This is a genomic window from Pedobacter nyackensis (assembly GCF_032678475.1).
Taxonomy (GTDB): Bacteria; Bacteroidota; Bacteroidia; order Sphingobacteriales; family Sphingobacteriaceae; genus Pedobacter; species Pedobacter nyackensis_A.
This window is the reverse complement of the sequence record NZ_JAVTSF010000001.1, coordinates 1,477,309-1,494,939: the sequence shown is the minus strand read 5'-3', so window position 1 is coordinate 1,494,939 and position 17,631 is coordinate 1,477,309. Positions and strand designations below refer to the sequence as shown.

Genomic DNA, 17,631 nt, shown 5'->3' with positions numbered 1-17,631 from the left:
AACAAATGTAATGAATTTTTATAATGTCATTAGGCGCAAGCTGCCCGCTTTTGTGCCCACCCAAATATTGCGGATAATGAAGTTAACCACTATTATTATAACTGCCTTTTTGTTTCAGGTAAGTGCAAGTAGCCTTGCGCAGAAAATCACAATTTCTGAAACCAATATCACAATGAGTCGCGTCTTTAAACAGTTGCAGGATCAAAGTGGTTATAATTTCGTATATACTGCTCAGGCACTGGAAGGGACTAAGCCTGTTCATGTAAAACTTAAAAACGTTACACTTCAGGAAGCCCTTGAAGTTTTATTTAAGGATCAGCCTATTTCCTATGTAATCACACAGAAAATGGTGGTTGTCCAGAAGAAAGAAAATACGGAAGCGTTGTCACCAGCGGCTATAGAAATCACTGGAAAAGTGCTTGACGAGCGTGGACAGCCATTTCCGGGAGTAAGTGTCAAGCTAAAAGGAACAAGGGTAACTGTAGCAACAGATAATTCTGGCCAGTTTAAAATCACGGTGCCTGATCAAAACGCGGTATTAGTCTTCTCATACATAGGTTATAAGCCAATTGAGGAATTAGTTAAACAGCGAACTACTGTGAATGTTAAAATGACAGTATCAGAAAGCGACCTTAATGATGTAGTGGTGACCGGATATCAGTCTTTAAACAAAAAAACATTAACAGCTTCAATTACAACGGTTCAACTTAAAGATTTGCAATCTGTTTATCAGCCCAATATTGATAAATTGTTACAAGGACAAGTTCCTGGACTAACGGTAATGACTACTTCAGGTGCTCCGGGTGCAGTCCCTCAAATCAGGATTCGTGGTACTTCTACAATTTCAGGAAATGTTCAACCATTATGGGTTGTTGACGGTGTGATACTTGAGGACGCAGTGAACGGGTCGGTAGATGATATTTTGAATAACCGTAACCTGATTGCTTCAGGTATCGGCGGCGTTAACGTAGATGATATAGAAACCATTAGTGTGTTAAAAGATGCTGCGGCGACTGCTATCTACGGCACAAAGGCTGCAAATGGAGTAATTGTAATTACGTCTAAAAAAGGTACAGCGGGAAAAACCAGAATCAATTATACCACTAATTTTTCAGTAGGCGAGCGACCTAAAATCAAAGATGCTTATATGATGAACTCGAAAGACCGCATCGATGTAAACATGGAGATGTTGGGCAAAGGGATACTGAATGCCACTTCGCCTAAAGCAGGAGAATATGGTACCGCTACTGATTTTGAGCGTTATTTTGCAGATGTTAACGACAGGAAAATTAGCTGGGCCCAGTTTGAAGATAAAGTAAAAGAATTAGAAGAAGTAAATACTGACTGGTTTAAGTACCTTTTCCGAAATTCATTTACGCAACGTCATAGCATTAACGTCTCAGGAGGTAATGAAAAAACAACTTTTTATGCATCGGGCAGTTATTTGGATGATAAGGCTACCGCAAAAGGAGTTGGACAAAAAACATATACAGGATCATTAAAAGTTTTTACACGACTTAAAGATAATATTCGCCTGGGGATAATGTTAGATGTAAATGCACGTGATAACAAGAGTTTTTTTGCAACGGATTCCAGGGAAAATCCATATGAATGGGCCATTTATACAACACGTGCCCAGCGGGCTTTTGATGAAAACGGGGCTTACAACTATCTTTATTATAATAGTTTAAAATACAATTTTCTAGAGAACAGAGAAGAAGGATGGAGGAATTCCAGAAATTTTGGGATGCGTGGTACCTTGGATTTAGAATGGAAATTAACTAAAGATTTAACTTATTCTGGATTATTTGCCTACTCAAAGCAGCATACCACTGATCAGGACGTGGCTACAGAAGATAGTTATTTTGTTAAGGGTAGACAAAAAGATATGTTTACCACCATAAACTATATTTACCAGCCTATATGGACTGCCGGGGGGTATAGAAAAGATAAAAATACGTATAACGGCTCAATTACCTTTAGAAATCAGCTGGTTTATAATCCTGTATTCAATGATGTTCATTATTTAAACGTAATGGCAGGTCAGGAAATCCGGACTTCAAAATATGAAGAAGAGGCTACTCAAATTTATGGATATGCACACGATAGGGGACATCAACAGATACCTCAATTCGATTTAATGAAATATATGGGGCAGCCATATTGGGTTGAAAACTTAAACGAAACTGCTGCTGTATCTTATTTTGGAGTGGCAAGTTATACCTATGATAACCGCTATTCCATTAGTTTGAATGCACGTACAGATGGTTCGAACAGGTTTGGTGTAAAAACAAATGAATTGTTTCAGCCACTTTGGGCAGTGGGGTTAAATTATCAGCTTAAAGAAGAGGCTTTTTTAAGAGATAAAGATTGGTTAAGCTATTTAACGCTTAAAGGATCTTATGGAAGTCAGGGTAATGTCGCTTCACAAGCCTATTCGGATCTTGTCGCTAATGTAGGTACGGTAGATGTGATCAGTACCGAGGGTTATTTAAACATTACAGCACCTAAAAATCCAACGTTAAAATGGGAAATGAATTACACCACAAATGCGGCATTGGAGTTTGGTTTCTGGAAACGCAGACTTACAGGATCACTGGAGTACTATAATAAAAAGGGGGTAGATTTATTGGGTAGTAAAGAAGTTTCACAGGTAACAGGTTTTAATACCGTTCAGGTGAATTGGGCATCCATGCAAAACCGCGGGATGGAGTTTTCGCTAAGTTCAATCAATATAGATACTAAAAAGTTCCGTTGGTCTACAAACGTCAATTTTGGTTATAACAAAAATAAAGTTTTAGAGGTATATTCTATTCCAACTGTGGGTAGTCTGACCGATGCCCAACGTTCAAACTATTCATCTGCAGCAGTGGTGGGTAAGCCTATTAATGGATTATGGTCTTACCGTTATGCGGGTCTTAATTCGGACGGAAGGGCAACTTTTTATACTGAAAAGGAAGGTCAAAAAGTTCTGTATGGAATGAGAAATGTCAAAGGGCTTGAGTATTCAGGAACTACCATGCCAATTGTTCAAGGTGGTTTTACCAATACTTTTTCTTACAACAAATTTACTTTATCGACTTTATTTATTGGAAGTTTTGGTAATGTAATCAGACTAAGGAATTTATCACAAGGTTGGGCTTTAGGTTACCCGGAGGCTACCCAAAATATGGCGAAAGAATGGGTTGATCGCTGGAAACAACCTGGTGATGAGCTTAAAACAGACATTCCAGTGCTGGAAAAAGATCCTTTTGAGTTAGCGGTAACCGGATCATCACCGTACAATGGAAATATGTACGATAGAAGTACTTTAAGAACAGTAAAGGGCGATTTTGTCAGGTTACAAAACCTCTCACTAGCTTATGATTTATTTACACCGAGATTAAGGGCAAATGGTATTCAGAACATCAGGTTTATGTTGCAAGGCAGTAACCTTTATACCTGGAGAAATAGTAGGCTAAAAGGCCAAGACCCGGAATCGACAGGTTCTATGTCTAAATATAGTGACACCCGGGAAGGTGTGGTTTCATTTGGCAATACCTTTTTGCCGATCTCAAGGGCATATTCACTCAGTTTATCCGTTCAGTTTTAATCATTAACAGCTATGAAGAAAATATTTTTTATAAACACATTGGCATTCATGCTAATTGCTTTAAGCAGCTGCAATAAACTGCTAGATATTAAACCCGTTAACAGTATGATGCCAGTCACCATTAAAGATTATGAATCTGTACTTATTGGTGGTTATCCTAAAAAGGATTTTTATTATAGAACAGAGCTGATGACGGATAATGCAATGGTAAATTTAGTCACCACTTATACATTAACACGTGCAGAGGAGCCCTGGTTTGTATGGGCATCAAGTATGTTGCTTGATGGTATTCAACAAGATGAATATTGGGGACTTATGTATAAGTCGATCTTTTATGCAAATACAGTACTTGATAATTTAAATTCACGTACGCCGGATGCCCAGGATCGTCAGCTTTATGAAAAAGTAAAAGGTGAGGCATATGCGCTTAGAGCATTCAATTATTTCTATCTCATCAATTTATATGCTGATACTTATACTTCGGCACATCTTCAGCTGCCAGGGGTGCCGATGCCATTAACTGCAGAAGACATCAATGCCAATAAAAGTAATAATGTTCGCGAAACTATTGAAAAGGTTTGGGGGCAGATTGCGGCAGATCTTGAACAGGCTTCAAGTTTGTTGGTTGCTAAGCCGGATGCAGGGAAGTTCAGGTTCAATTATACCTCTGTACAATTGCTAAAAGCCAGAGTAATGCTATTTATGGGGAATTATCAGGCTGCTATTGATGCTGCTTCTGAGACAATTGGTGGAAGTACGCTTGCTGATTTGAATTCTTTACAGCCACATATAGATGCTAAAGGTAACTCATATGCTTTTACTGGTACAACAGGATTTATTGATACTGACTACAAAAATGAAATTTTGTTTTACATGGGTGGAAAGGCAAATAATAACCTGTTCTATTTTGGTACTGGTGCTGGTAAACCTACAGAGGAGCTGCTTAATCTGACTAAGCGTTATGGTGACCTGACGGATTACAGGCAGTATATTTTTGATTCTTTTGCAATTCCTAATACTTCGGAAGGTGCACAGACCGGGGCTACGATGTATAATATGTTTGCAAAGCAGGAAAATCCATCTTATTTCATAGGGTTAAAATCAAGTGAGGCTTATGTGATTAGGGCTGAAGCTTATGTAAGGTCGAACAGAGGAGGTTTAGCTATTAATGACTTAAATAGTTTGTTGAAAACCAGGATAAAAAAGAATAAATATGTACCTCTAACCTCAGCTGATTTTGTTGACAATGATGCGCTCTTAAAAAGGGTATTGGAAGAACGAAGGCTTGAAACTGCAATGGATGCCGGGTTACGTTGGTTGGATCTGCGTCGTTTAGGGAAGCCTCAAATTACGCACAATTATAAAAATGGACTGGTATATACCTTGAAAAAAGACGATCCAAGATACTTGTTGCAGATTCCACCATCGGAATATAACAATAGTCCGGATATGCCAATTAACCCAAGGTAATGTTTATTTAGAAATCATGATCATGAAATTAAAAAATATAAGTTTCGCAGTTTTAGGCCTTTCCATGCTTTTTACTGCCTGCAAAAAAGAAGAAAGTCCGGTGGCTTCGGAAGATCTGGGTATTGTACAACAGTTTGAACCACCTGCTAATGCTGATCCTGCTGTAAAGGCTGCTTTTAATGGCTATGGATTATGGATCCGTATGGATTTTACAAATCCAAAAGAGGTGAGCAACGCTATTCTTTTTAATGATGTTGGCAATCGTTTTGGTGCAACAAAAATTGATGAGAATCAACGTCAGGCAGTCATTACTTATTCTCAGAAATTATTATCCAATGTGTCAGAAAAATATAGCAAGTCATTTTTTCCACTTGAATTTTTCTTTGTGAAAACTTACAACGGTTCCTGGTGGGCAAAGGATATTCAGGCACTTGGTCGTAGCAGACTTGTGATTTGTTGGCCAAATCAGATGAGAAATGCACAACCGGTAATTGATCCGGAAAACCATTATTACAGAGATTCTGTGTTGACACGATCTGTATGGAGTAACGTCGGTAGCATGATTACTTTGAGGATGGACACTCCTGTAGAAGGATTTGAATTGGCAGGTAAGGCTTATGATAATGGTGTTGCTTCGAAAAAGATTCAGGATGCTTATTTGGAAGATCGAGATCAGGACAAAAGAGATGCAGCACTTGCGGAATTAGCTTTTATTGGCGGCTTTATTGAAGGTTCAGGATCCTCCTCATTTGAAACGGATTTTCCGCAATGGCTTACCTTATTAACGACAGAATCTTATGACAATATCAAAAAGAAATATCTGGATAATAATCAAAGGAGGACAAAAAAGTATGAGATCCTGATCAAGTACTTTAAAAGTTATGGTTGGGATATTCAGGCTGCAGGTAATAAGTACAGACAACAGCTGGATTTATATAAATAATTCCCGCCCTACCCGTACAAGAAATTGTACGGGTTTCTATTTTAAAATAACAATTACACATGAATAAATTACTATTGACTCTACTTTGTGCCGTTCCGGCTTTGGCGAATGCGCAAAGCGAACCATTTAAGTTAGCCGGCAAAATTGCCAAAGCAGGCCCTAAAGCCAAAGTTTATTTAACCTACCGTACCGCCGGATCAACTGTTAGTGATTCAGCCCTGGTAAAAAATGGTGCATTCTCGTTTAAGGGAACGGTACCGGGACCATTGGCTGCAAAGCTGAGCTTAGATCATACCGGTGCAGGGATCAGTCAGGCTACAAAAAATCCCGATGTACTTTCTCTTTATCTGGATAAGGGTGATGTGAAAGTTGACGCCAGGGATTCCGTTAAAAATGCAATAGTTTCGGGTTCTGCTATTAACACTCAATATCAGCATTACCAAAAAGCTATTGCAGCTCCTGAAAAAATCATTACTGATTTAAATAAAGCATGGGCTGCTGCAAGCATGGATCAGAAGCAAAATGAGGATTTTGTAAAAGGCTTTCGCGAACGTCATAAACCTGCGGCAGCAGAAAAAGCCAGGTTACAGAAAATATTTATTGCTGAAAACCCGGATTCTTATTTTAGTCTGATGTCTTTAAAAGACATGTCTGAATATGATATGGATATCCCTACAGTCGAGCCAGCTTTCAATAAGCTTTCCGATCGTTTGAAGAAAAGTAAAGCGGGTGAGGATTTCGTGAAACTAATGAACATTGCGAAATCTACTGCAATTGGTGCAATTGCTCCTGATTTTACGCAAAATGATGAGAACGACAAACCTGTTAAGTTATCTGACTTCCGCGGAAAATATGTACTGATTGATTTCTGGGCTTCATGGTGTGGCCCTTGTCGCGCAGAAAACCCTAACGTAGTTGCGGCTTATAACAAGTTTAAAGACAAAAACTTTACTGTATTGGGTGTTTCTTTAGATATGCCAGGTAAAAAAGACAACTGGTTAAATGCGATTAAAGCAGACGGATTAACCTGGACCCAGGTAAGTGATTTAAAAGGATGGGCTAATGCTGCATCTCAATTGTACGGGGTGAAAGGCATTCCTCAGAATTACCTGATTGGACCGGATGGAAAGATCATTGCTTCAAATTTAAGAGCTGAAGGCTTACATAAAAAATTAGAAGAATTACTTTAATATAGGTAGCCATTACCTGGTCGGTTGGAGTGATCGGGTAATGGTTCTATTCAATTCCTCCATATTTGCTACCTTTGTGCCGAAATCGCGGTATGGGGCTTATTTACGAATCTACGTCAGACACTGAACTACTCGGCTTACTCAAGTCTGGTGATAGATTGGCTTATACTGAAATTTACAACAGGTATAAGTTGGTGCTACATACCCATGCTTATAAATGGATGCGCGACCGGGAAGAAGCGATGGATATCATTCACGAACTTTTCACAGTGCTATGGGACAAACGGGAAACCATTCAGTTCAGTTCCAGTCTATCGGGATATTTATACATTTCACTAAGGAATAAGATTTTTAATAGGGTTTCAAAAAAGAAATTTGAAGCGCAGTATATAGATTCCCTTCAGGAGTTTATTAATAAAGGACATTGTGTTACTGATCATCGCATTCGCGAAAAACAGTTGTCTGAACTTATTGAGAAACAAATATCAGCCCTTCCTGCTAAAATGAAGGAGGTATTTGAGCTCAGTCGTAAATCGAACTTAAGCCACAAACAAATTGCCGAGCAATTAGAGCTGTCGGAGCAGACGGTTCGTAAACACATCCAGCATGCACTTCGAATTCTGAAGTCTAAACTGGGATTAATTATTTTTTTATTTTTATTTACCCCCTAAGGATTTTTCATTTGTCTTCCATATTATAAGCCAAACAAATACGCTCTATAAAATGAAAGAAGCAAACGCAAAAGAAATATTAAACAGATACCTCGAAGGAAAATGTACAGAGGAGGAAGCAGCTTTGTTGGAAAGCTGGCATTTAAGCTATCCGCTTGATGCTGTTGAGGATATTGATTTTGACGAACAGGTAAAAGATCTGGATAAAGTATGGGCTGCTTTGCAGGAACAGGAAGAACCTGTAGTAAAAAGAACCAGGCTTTGGCCTAAAGTAGCAGTTGCCGCTGCTGTAACATTTGTGGCAGGGCTGGGTTTGTTTTTTTATCTGCAAGGAGTAAAAAAAGAAGAGGAACAGGTTAAATTGGCTTCATCTCTACTTCCCGGTAAAAATGATGCGGTTCTTACACTTTCTAACGGGCAAAAAATTATTCTTAATGAAACGGCCAGTGGTCAGATTGCTCAGCAATCGGGTATAACCATTACCAAGGCCGCAGATGGTACAATTATTTACAATAGTAATGTTTCGCCTGGAAAAAGCCAGGGTGGAAAAATGGAGTACAATACGATTGCCACACCTAGAGGAGGTAAATACCAGTTAAATCTGCCTGATGGTACTAAGGTTTGGTTAAATGCAGCTTCATCGTTAAGGTTTCCTGTAAATTTTGCTGCAAATGAACGCAGAGTTGAATTGAGTGGTGAAGCATATTTTGAAGTTTCTAAGAATAAGCAGAGTCCTTTTCACGTTAAGACTACCGGACAGGATCTGGAAGTATTGGGTACACACTTTAATATCAATGCTTTTAAAGATGAGCAGGAAACCAGAACCACCCTGTTGGAGGGCGCGGTGAAAATACTTCCGTTTAATTATCGTTCTAATTTAGGGAATCCTGTTGAGGTTATATTGAAGCCAGGTCAGCAAGCTGTATTGGGTGACCAAGGGTTTAATATTGTAAAGGCCGATGTTGGCGAGATAATGAGCTGGAAAAATGGAATGTTCCAATTTAATGATACGGAGCTGAGCAGCATTATGCGCCAGGCTTCGAGATGGTATGATGTAGATGTGGTGTATGAAGGGAAAATTCCAACAATCAGATTTAGTGGTGAAGTCTCCAGAAGTGTAAATGCCGCTACTTTTTTAGATATGTTAAAATATCTGGATGTGAAATTTAGTATAGAAAGCCTTGGGGGAAACAAGAGGCGAATTGTTGTTTCCAGATAGATCAGAATTAATCAATAAAACTTAAATAAAAACGAATGAAAATAAATTTACCACCAAAGTAGCGTACGACCTTGAGGTAACTGAATAAAAAACCGGGAAAAGTGTTGAAGCACCTTACCCGGTATAGACTCGGATTGCAGTCCTTGTCAATGTTCGGTTAATTCCTTTTTCAGTTTATCCCGATGAAGATCAGGATGAAAAACATGTAACAACTTCTTAAATTATCAACCAAACCTTACAAATGTATGTATTTTATTAATACTTCAAACGGTATGGACAAACCTTGGTTTGCGCCATATTTTAAACTATTTAAGGGCATTTATAAGTGTTTCGCGCTTATGAATCCCGCTACGAGAAGACGGATTATTATGCGAATTAATCTTATTGCTATTTTGATTACCATGACCTTAATACAGGCTGCGGCCAGTGGTTTTGGTCAGACTGTTACGCTGCATAAAAAAGATGCAGACCTTAATGAGGTACTTAAAACAATCAGGAACCAAACAAATTACACCTTTCTTTATAACAGTAAGTTATTAAAGGGTGCTAAACCGGTAAGCCTTAATTTAGAAAAGGCATCGCTGGAGGAAGCCTTAAAAGCTTGTTTTGAAAACCAGGATCTTACTTTTAAGATCATTGAAAAAACCGTATTGGTTAAAAAGAAGGAAATTGGATTTCTGGATAAAGTAGCTACTTTCCTGAATGCAATTGATGTGAGAGGTAAAGTTTTGGATGAGAATGGATTGCCACTTCCAGGTGCCACTGTTCAGGTTAAAAATACGACCAAAACTGTGCTTACCAATGAAAAAGGAGAGTTTGAACTGAAAGGCCTGGATGAGAAAGCTACATTGGTAATTTCATTTGTTGGTTATACTGCATCACAAGTTTCTGTAAAAGAGGCTTCACCATTGACGATTCGTTTACAACCTAATCCAGCTGAATTGGCTGAAGTTGCTATTGTATCAACCGGTTATCAGAACATTCCAAAAGAACGTGCTGCAGGTTCTATTGAGGTGATCAATGCCGATAAAGACTTGAAAGGTAAGTTGCAAGCTAATATCTTAGACAGAATTGAAGGGATGTCGGCTGGTTTGACCAGTTATAAATCAGCGGGAAATACTCAAAATTCAGTTCGTATTCGTGGTGTATCTACGCTGGAAGGGGAGGCGAAACCATTATATGTGGTAGACGGTTCTCCGTTTGAAGGGGATATCCAGTCTATCAATGCTGCTGACATTGAAACGATCACGGTTTTGAAAGATGCTACTGCAGCTTCTATTTATGGTGCCCGTTCTGCAAACGGAGTAATTGTAATTAATACCCGCCGTGGTAAAAAAGGTCCGGTAAGAATTGCTTACAATGGTATTGCTAAATTTACACCGTTACCTGACCGCGACTATGCGAACAGGATGAGCAGTTCAGAGTTGGTTGATTTTCAGAGAGAGATGTTTAATTACAGATCTGGATCTTATGCTGCAATTGATCCACGTAAAGCGATGAATGATGTGTACAGATTGTATTACGATGCGAGGGAAAAAGTTATTACTGAGGCTCAATTGCAGTCTGCTTTGGAGCCTTACAGAAATAACGATAGGTACGATCAGGTAGTTGACAACCTACTTCGTAGAGCTGCCATTAATCAGACACATAATATCTCCTTTTCAGGTGGTTCAGATTTCTACACTTATAACTTAAGTGGTAACTATATGTTAAACAATCCATACGAGCGTGAGCAAAGTTCCAGCCGTGTTGGTTTTAACCTGAACAATACTTTCAATTTTACGAAATGGATGAAGGTTGATGTTGGGGTGATCAGTAGTAAGGTAAATGAAGACTACGACAATGGTATATTGGGTATGAGTTTGTTGAATGCAGGTAAAGCGTCGTATTTCATGCTGAAAGACCAAAATGGCAGAAATGCAAATTGGTATAATTCTAAATCTCAGTTTGAAATTGATCGTCTGAATGCTTTAGGTCTACAGGATGAAAGTTATTCACCGCTTGATGAGATGAATAAAAAGCATTACAACAATACCAGCAATTACCTGAACGTAAATTTCGCAGCAAACTTTAAAATCATTGATGGATTATCAGTAAATGTCCTTTATCAAAAAGAAAGAACTGATAATTATACTAAGCAGTATTTGACTAAAGATGCTTATGACGTGAAAACGATGATTAACAATGCAACTAAAAAATTGCAGGTTGGGCATTCTTTTCTGATTCCAATAGGTGGACAGGTAGATGAAACCCGTGCTGATCAGAATTCACATACCTTGCGTGGACAAGTCAATTTCAATAAATTATTTGGTGAAAAACATAGAATTGATGTGATTGCAGGTGCTGAACAGCGCGGGGTATTGGCTACTTCAAACAATGTCTATAGATATGGTTATAACGATAATAGTTTGAGTTATGGTCTTATTGATGAGCGCATTTTGTCTACTACTGTGGATGGAACTGAATCTTTATTTGGCAATTTTATATATGATAGAAAGGAAAAAGGTTTCAGTAATCGTGAAAATAGATATGTTTCCTTTTATGCGAATGGTTCATATACTTACGACCGTAAATTAACCTTGACAGGAAGCATCCGCATGGATCAATCCAACTTATTTGGTACGGATCCTAAATATCAATATAAACCACTCTGGTCTGCTGGCGCTTTATATGTTTTGTCAGAGAATCAAAATGAATGGTTGGATCGTCTTGCCGTTCGTGCTACCTATGGTATCAACGGTAACATACCAAAGGATAGCGGTCCATATATGATTATAAAAGATTATACAAGTCCCAATCCTCAAACGCAAGAGGCACGTGCATATATTTACAGTCCGCCAAATTCGGGTTTAAGATGGGAAAAAACAAAAGTTACCAACTTAGGGCTTGATTTTAGCTTGTTAAAAAGCCGTTTTACAGGTAGTATCGAGCTTTATAACAAATCTACGAGTGACCTTTTAGGCGAAATGGCTTCTGATCCGACGATTGGTTGGGATAGAGTTAAATTGAACTATGGTAGTATGACCAATCGTGGGGTTGATTTTACTTTTAAAAGTAAGAACATCACCACTAACGATTTTGAATGGAGCAGCGGCTTAAACTTCAATTACAATAAAAATAAATTGACGAAATTAGACGTGTCGGACAATAGCATGTATTCATACCTGGATAAAGCACAAAATAGGTTAGGTAAACCTATGGATGCTTTGTATAGTGTGCGTTATAAAGGATTGGACGATAAGGGTAGGCCAATTGCTTTGACAAAAGATGGTAGGGAAGTTAAAAGTACTGCTGATTTATCTGTAGATGACCTGATTTATGAAGGCACTGCAACACCTCCATTTGCAGCCTCATTAATGAACAACATGAGTTACAAGAATTTTGACTTGTTCTTTATGTTTATTTATTATGGAGGTCATGTAATGCGTGAAGTGCAGTCACCATATCTAAGTAAGTTTGCTGAGTTAAACTATACCAGTAATATGGAAAGAAGTGCTTTGAATTACTGGAAGAAGCCTGGTGATGAAAATATTCCAGGCATAGCACCAGGCTTTTTAAGTGCAGCACCCTCAACTATTACCAACATCTGGGAAGCGAGACATCAGTCTATTCAGAAGGGTGATTACATTAAGTTGAGAGATGTTACCTTAAGTTATAACCTTGCAAATGAGTTACTGAAAAGAAATCATATTCAAAGTATGCGTTTCAGCTTCCAGGTACAAAACCCGTGGAGATGGGCCGCGAATAGACAAAATCTGGATACAGAATCATGGACTGGGGCATATTATACAGCTACACGTTCTTATGTAGCACAATCAAGAGGTATGGCTGTCCCAACAACCTATTCATTCGGTATATCTGCTAACTTTTAATTGAACTCTAATGAAAAAGATATTTATTACCATACTAATAGCAACAGTTGCACTTTCAGGCTGTAAAAAATACCTGGATATAAAACCAAAGGGCTATAGTATCCCTGAATTTTATGATGACTATTATAAGCTCTTAAATGACCCATCATTATATAGTGTTTCTGCGGCCTATCCGAATTTTCTAACTGATGATGTTCAGTCTGGATTAGTAGGAGATGTGAATTTGGCGTCAGATTATGCAAATTATGCGCCACAAAAGCTTAAAATGTATGAATTTCAACATGGTGCACTTCTGGAGTCGGGAGAGTTTGATAGCTTTTACGAACCAGCATATGAGCATATATTCGTTTACAATACAGTGATCAATAATGTTGAAAAAGTACTTGATGGTACGGAAACCAAGAGAAAGCAACTAAAAGCTGAGGCCCAGATTAATAGAGCTTTTGAGTACTTTAACCTTGTAAATGCCTATGCAGTACATTATGACCCTGCCACAGCTGCTACAGATCTTGGGGTACCTTTGATTTTAACTGAAGATATTAATGTGAAGTATACAAGAAATACGGTTGCAGAAGTTTATCAGTTGATAAAAAATGATCTGGAAGAAGCGTTACCTAATTTAGGTACAACAGCGCCTCATAAGTACCGCCCGACAAAGGGTGTTGGTTATGCTTTTTTAAGTAAATTAAATCTGTATATGGGGAATTATACTGAGGCGTTAAAAAATGCTGAGGAGGCTTTGAAATTAAATAGTGATTTGATTGATTATAGCACTTATACTACGAAAGCGGGTACCTGGGGAAGGGTAATAGATAACGCTGCTGTTGCTTTTCCTAAAATTAAAGATAACAAGGAGAACATTTTGGTAAGGCCATCAGGCTCCAGCTCTTCAAGTATTTTCACTGAAGTATACGCAAGTGAAGATTTGTTAGCAACCTATAAAGCAGATTTGCCTAACGGAGCTGTAGATAAGCGTTTTTCGCTGTTTTTCCTTAAAGACGAAGCTAATTTTGGATCAAAAGTGATTTCCTTTAAAGATAGAGTATTATGGGGCGCTTACGTAGAGTTTAATATAGGTTTCAGTACCCCTGAATTGTATTTAATCGCGGCAGAGTGTGAAGCCAGGGTAGGAAGCAAAGACAAAGCACTCGAACATCTAAATAAATTACGTACTGCACGTATTGTTGGTAATGTGCCATTAGTTGCTGCTACAAATGATGAAGCTTTAAAAATTGCACTTAACGAAAGAAGAAGAGAAATGCCTTATTTGGGTATAACCAGATTGGTAGATCTTAAACGTTTGAACAAAGATCCTCGTTTTGCAAAAACTGTTACGCATAAAACGGAAACGACAACGTTCACTTTGCCGCCAAACGACTTACGTTATGTTTTACCAATACCACCAAAAGTATTGGCACTTAATCCAGGCATTCCGGTTTACAGCCGCTAGTATTAATCAATTTATCGCGAACCGAAGAGCCAAAACTCTTCGGTTCGCATTTTTAAAAACAAATTCTATGAGATCATTAACCTTTTTGTTTCTGCTGATTGCAGCCTTGACCACTAATGCCCAGGAGGGGATTAAATTTAACCAGACCACTACCTGGAACGATACTAAAGCAAAGGCTGCTGCTGAGCGTAAACTGATATTTTTAGACTGTTATACTTCATGGTGTGCACCATGTAAATGGATGGATAAAAATGTATTTACTGTACCTGCTGTAGCTGATTTCTACAACCGGAACTTTATCAATGCTAAAATTGATATGGAAAAAGGAGAAGGAATTGAATTGCGTAAAAAATATAATGTACAGTCTTTCCCAACATTTTTGTTTATCAATGATCAAGGAGAGGTAATACACAGAACAGCTTCTAAGATGTCTGCAGAAGAATTTTTAGCAGAGGGCAAGAAAGCCGCAAATCCAACAACAAATCTTTCGTATTTGAGTAAGAAATATGAAGAGGGAGCGCGCGACCTGCCATTTTTATTAGATTATTATCTGGTTCTGGGTAAATCAGATCGTAACAACGCCGATAAAATAGCAAAGGAGATTACCAATAAAATCTCGGAACAAGAACTAAATACGGAGTTTGGTTGGAAAGCTATTGAGGCACTGGCAAGAACTGAAAATGATAAACTTGGTAAACATTTTATCGCTAATGAAAGTGTGTATACAAAATGGGGTAGTCAGACCCAGTTAAACCAGCTTAAAGATCGTTTGGTAACCAGTACCATGTATGGCTATATCAATACTAAAGATGAAGCAGCTTTTATGAACAAACTGCCTTACTTTAAAAATTCTGATCAAATTGATCGTAGAAAGCAAGGTATAATGTTGGAGGCTGATTTTTACCTGAATACCGGAAAGATTAAAGACTATGTGAAAGTAACCAGCAAGGCATTAAAAAATGAATTGAAGAATGATGCAGAGAAACTGAGTTTTCTGGCGAGAAGAGCATCTGGAGGGAAAGGTGTAAATGATCAGGCTCCAGCAGCTATTCAAAAGCAAGCTTACTTAATGGCCAAACGCGCTGTAGCAATTGAACCTGAAGAATACAGTATTCAGTCGACTTTTGCCTGGGTATGTCTGGCGATGAAAAAGAAACCGGAAGCATTAGCTGCAGCGAAAAAATCAAGAAGCCTCGCAGATGCAGAGACTTCTAAAATTCAAAAGTTAGCACAGGATCTATTGGATAAAGTTGAAGCACTTTAAGGATAACCTAACCAAGAAAAAGGAATGAAAAGAATTTGTGCTTTAATTATGCTGTTTGTCGCATTTAAGGCAAATGCGCAAAATGAAATTCAGTTTAACCAGAACACGACCTGGAAAGAAACAACTGAGGCGGCTGCAAAAACTGGCAGGTTAATATTTGTAGACTGCTATACCGATTGGTGTGGCCCTTGCAAATGGATGGATAAAAATGTGTTTGTTGAACCAACTGTCGCTGCTTTTTTCAACGGAAACTTTATCAATGTTAAAATTGATATGGAAAAAGGAGAAGGTATTGAGTTACTTAAAAAATACAGCGTAAAGTCGTTCCCAACTTTTTTGTTTGTAAACAGTAAAGGAGAAGTTGTTCATAGAACAGGTTCGAGAATGTCTGCTGAAGAGTTTTTGGAAGAAGGAAAAAGGGCTGTTAATCCAAAAAATGGTCTTGTATCCCTGAGCCAGAAATACAATAGCGGAGCACGGGATCTTCCTTTTTTGTTAGATTATTATCTGGTATTGAATAAAACAGACAGAACAGCTGCTGAAAAAATCGGTAACGATATTGTTAATGGTATTTCTGTTGAGCAGTTAAATACTGAATTTGGTTGGAAAGCAATTAAGACCTTAGCAAGAAATGAAAACGATAAATTAGGTGCACACTTTATAGCCAACCAGAATAGGTACAATAGCTGGAGTAAGGAAGAAGAAAGGGAGCAACTTAAAGACCGCTTAATTACCAGTGCTATTTATGGCTTGATGAATGGTGATGACGAACAGGCGTTTATGGATAAACTGGCCTTTTTCAGGAAATCAGGTAAGGCAGATCGTAAAAAACAAGGTGTAATGCTGGAGGCTGATTATTACCTTGGGAAAAGAAGAATTGATGATTATGTGAAGTTGACCAACGCAGCATTAAAAAATGAGTTGAAAAACGAAGCAGAGAAATTGAGCTTTCTGGCTAATAGAGCTGGGTTTAAAGGAGGAGCTTCAGCGGCTTTCCTACAGCAGGCTTATGTATTGGCAAAACGTTCTGTTGAAATTGCACCTGAAGAATATGGTGTCGTTTCTACTTTTGCCTATACCTGTCTGTATATGAAAAATAAGGAAGAAGGTTTAAAAGCTGCAAAGAAAGCCTGGCTGCTGGCTGATGCCTTAGGCTCTAAAGTCCAGAACCGTGCGAAACAGTTGGTAGATGAGGTAGAGGCATTGTAAAAAGTTTAAGATTATTATAAAAGAGGGGTTTTCAATAAGTTGGAAACCCCTTTTTTATGCGTTTGATTTCTTTAAGTTTATGCCGGGCACCGATTTACCCGAAATTTTATACATTTGCTGAACCCACAACTAGCTTTGATATGATTTCACCCACGGTATTGAATGAAAGGGATTTGCTGATTCGATTGAAGCAGGGGGATGATGAGGCTTTTCAGGAAATTTATCACTTACACAGCGCCAGGCTTTACAACAATTTGTTAAGATTGGTGAAGTCTGAAGATATGGCAATGGATCTGCTTCAGGATCTTTATGTAAAGCTTTGGAATAGTCGCGCATCCATAGATATAGATAAAAGTATTGGAGCATATCTTTTTAGTATTGCGAAGAATCTGGCAATTGATTTCTTCCGCCGTGCTGCACGGGAATTGAATCTGCAAAACCATCTGGTTGCCGTTGGTACCGAACTGTACAATCATGTGGACGAGGTTTTCTTCCATAAAGAGACTGCTGCTATTTTAAATGTTGCAATCGATAATTTACCGCCCCAGCAACGAAAGATCTTTAATCTTTGTAAAATGGAAGGTCGGAGTTATGAAGAGGCCGCAGAGATTCTGGGAATTTCTGCGGCAACAGTAGGCAACCAATTGGTAAGGGCACTAAGAAGTGTTCGTTCAGCAATGATTAATTCGCAGGATGCTTTAATCATCATAGTTTCTGTGATGTTAACCAAAGGATTAAAATAATTTAACTT

General features: G+C 38.3%; 11 protein-coding genes. All 11 read left to right on the top strand.

Features of this window, described 5'->3' with window-relative positions:
- Nucleotides 1–76: 76 nt before the first annotated feature.
- Nucleotides 77–3,592, top strand: coding sequence for a SusC/RagA family TonB-linked outer membrane protein (locus R2Q84_RS06050; protein WP_316815633.1), 3,516 nt, complete (start codon nt 77–79; stop codon nt 3,590–3,592).
- Nucleotides 3,593–3,604: 12 nt separating this feature from the next.
- Nucleotides 3,605–5,062, top strand: coding sequence for a RagB/SusD family nutrient uptake outer membrane protein (locus R2Q84_RS06045; RefSeq protein WP_316815632.1), 1,458 nt, complete (start codon nt 3,605–3,607; stop codon nt 5,060–5,062).
- Nucleotides 5,063–5,084: 22 nt separating this feature from the next.
- Nucleotides 5,085–6,005: a hypothetical protein gene (locus R2Q84_RS06040; protein WP_316815631.1), complete on the top strand. Its 921-nt coding sequence runs from the start codon at nt 5,085–5,087 to the stop codon at nt 6,003–6,005.
- 59 nt (nt 6,006–6,064) lie between these two features.
- Nucleotides 6,065–7,195 (top strand): TlpA disulfide reductase family protein, encoded by a 1,131-nt coding sequence (locus R2Q84_RS06035; RefSeq protein ID WP_316815630.1) that lies wholly within the window; start codon nt 6,065–6,067, stop codon nt 7,193–7,195.
- 92 nt (nt 7,196–7,287) lie between these two features.
- Entirely contained in the window at nt 7,288–7,866 is a 579-nt protein-coding gene (locus R2Q84_RS06030) for an RNA polymerase sigma-70 factor (protein WP_316815629.1), read from the top strand.
- 52 nt (nt 7,867–7,918) lie between these two features.
- A complete protein-coding gene (locus R2Q84_RS06025; RefSeq protein ID WP_316815628.1) occupies nt 7,919–9,085 on the top strand; it encodes a FecR family protein in 1,167 nt (388 codons plus the stop codon).
- A 245-nt stretch (nt 9,086–9,330) separates the two neighbouring features.
- Entirely contained in the window at nt 9,331–12,957 is a 3,627-nt protein-coding gene (locus R2Q84_RS06020; RefSeq protein ID WP_316815627.1) for a SusC/RagA family TonB-linked outer membrane protein, read from the top strand.
- 10 nt (nt 12,958–12,967) lie between these two features.
- Nucleotides 12,968–14,407 (top strand): RagB/SusD family nutrient uptake outer membrane protein, encoded by a 1,440-nt coding sequence (locus R2Q84_RS06015; RefSeq protein WP_316815626.1) that lies wholly within the window; start codon nt 12,968–12,970, stop codon nt 14,405–14,407.
- A gap of 67 nt (nt 14,408–14,474) precedes the next feature.
- On the top strand, nt 14,475–15,671 hold the full coding sequence (locus tag R2Q84_RS06010; protein ID WP_316815625.1) for a thioredoxin family protein: 1,197 nt from the start codon (nt 14,475–14,477) through the stop codon (nt 15,669–15,671).
- A gap of 24 nt (nt 15,672–15,695) precedes the next feature.
- On the top strand, nt 15,696–16,880 hold the full coding sequence (locus R2Q84_RS06005; protein ID WP_316815624.1) for a thioredoxin family protein: 1,185 nt from the start codon (nt 15,696–15,698) through the stop codon (nt 16,878–16,880).
- A 140-nt stretch (nt 16,881–17,020) separates the two neighbouring features.
- On the top strand, nt 17,021–17,623 hold the full coding sequence (locus tag R2Q84_RS06000) for an RNA polymerase sigma factor (RefSeq protein ID WP_316815623.1): 603 nt from the start codon (nt 17,021–17,023) through the stop codon (nt 17,621–17,623).
- The last annotated feature ends 8 nt before the right edge of the window (nt 17,624–17,631 follow it).

Bases quoted from the DNA above. Each gene is read 5' to 3' on its own strand.
- R2Q84_RS06050 (WP_316815633.1), top strand. From the start codon at position 77: ATGAAGTTAACCACTATTATTATAACTGCCTTTTTGTTTCAGGTAAGT.
- R2Q84_RS06045 (WP_316815632.1), top strand. From the start codon at position 3,605: ATGAAGAAAATATTTTTTATAAACACATTGGCATTCATGCTAATTGCT.
- R2Q84_RS06040 (WP_316815631.1), top strand. From the start codon at position 5,085: ATGAAATTAAAAAATATAAGTTTCGCAGTTTTAGGCCTTTCCATGCTT.
- R2Q84_RS06035 (WP_316815630.1), top strand. From the start codon at position 6,065: ATGAATAAATTACTATTGACTCTACTTTGTGCCGTTCCGGCTTTGGCG.
- R2Q84_RS06030 (WP_316815629.1), top strand. From the start codon at position 7,288: ATGGGGCTTATTTACGAATCTACGTCAGACACTGAACTACTCGGCTTA.
- R2Q84_RS06025 (WP_316815628.1), top strand. From the start codon at position 7,919: ATGAAAGAAGCAAACGCAAAAGAAATATTAAACAGATACCTCGAAGGA.
- R2Q84_RS06020 (WP_316815627.1), top strand. From the start codon at position 9,331: ATGTATTTTATTAATACTTCAAACGGTATGGACAAACCTTGGTTTGCG.
- R2Q84_RS06015 (WP_316815626.1), top strand. From the start codon at position 12,968: ATGAAAAAGATATTTATTACCATACTAATAGCAACAGTTGCACTTTCA.
- R2Q84_RS06010 (WP_316815625.1), top strand. From the start codon at position 14,475: ATGAGATCATTAACCTTTTTGTTTCTGCTGATTGCAGCCTTGACCACT.
- R2Q84_RS06005 (WP_316815624.1), top strand. From the start codon at position 15,696: ATGAAAAGAATTTGTGCTTTAATTATGCTGTTTGTCGCATTTAAGGCA.
- R2Q84_RS06000 (WP_316815623.1), top strand. From the start codon at position 17,021: ATGATTTCACCCACGGTATTGAATGAAAGGGATTTGCTGATTCGATTG.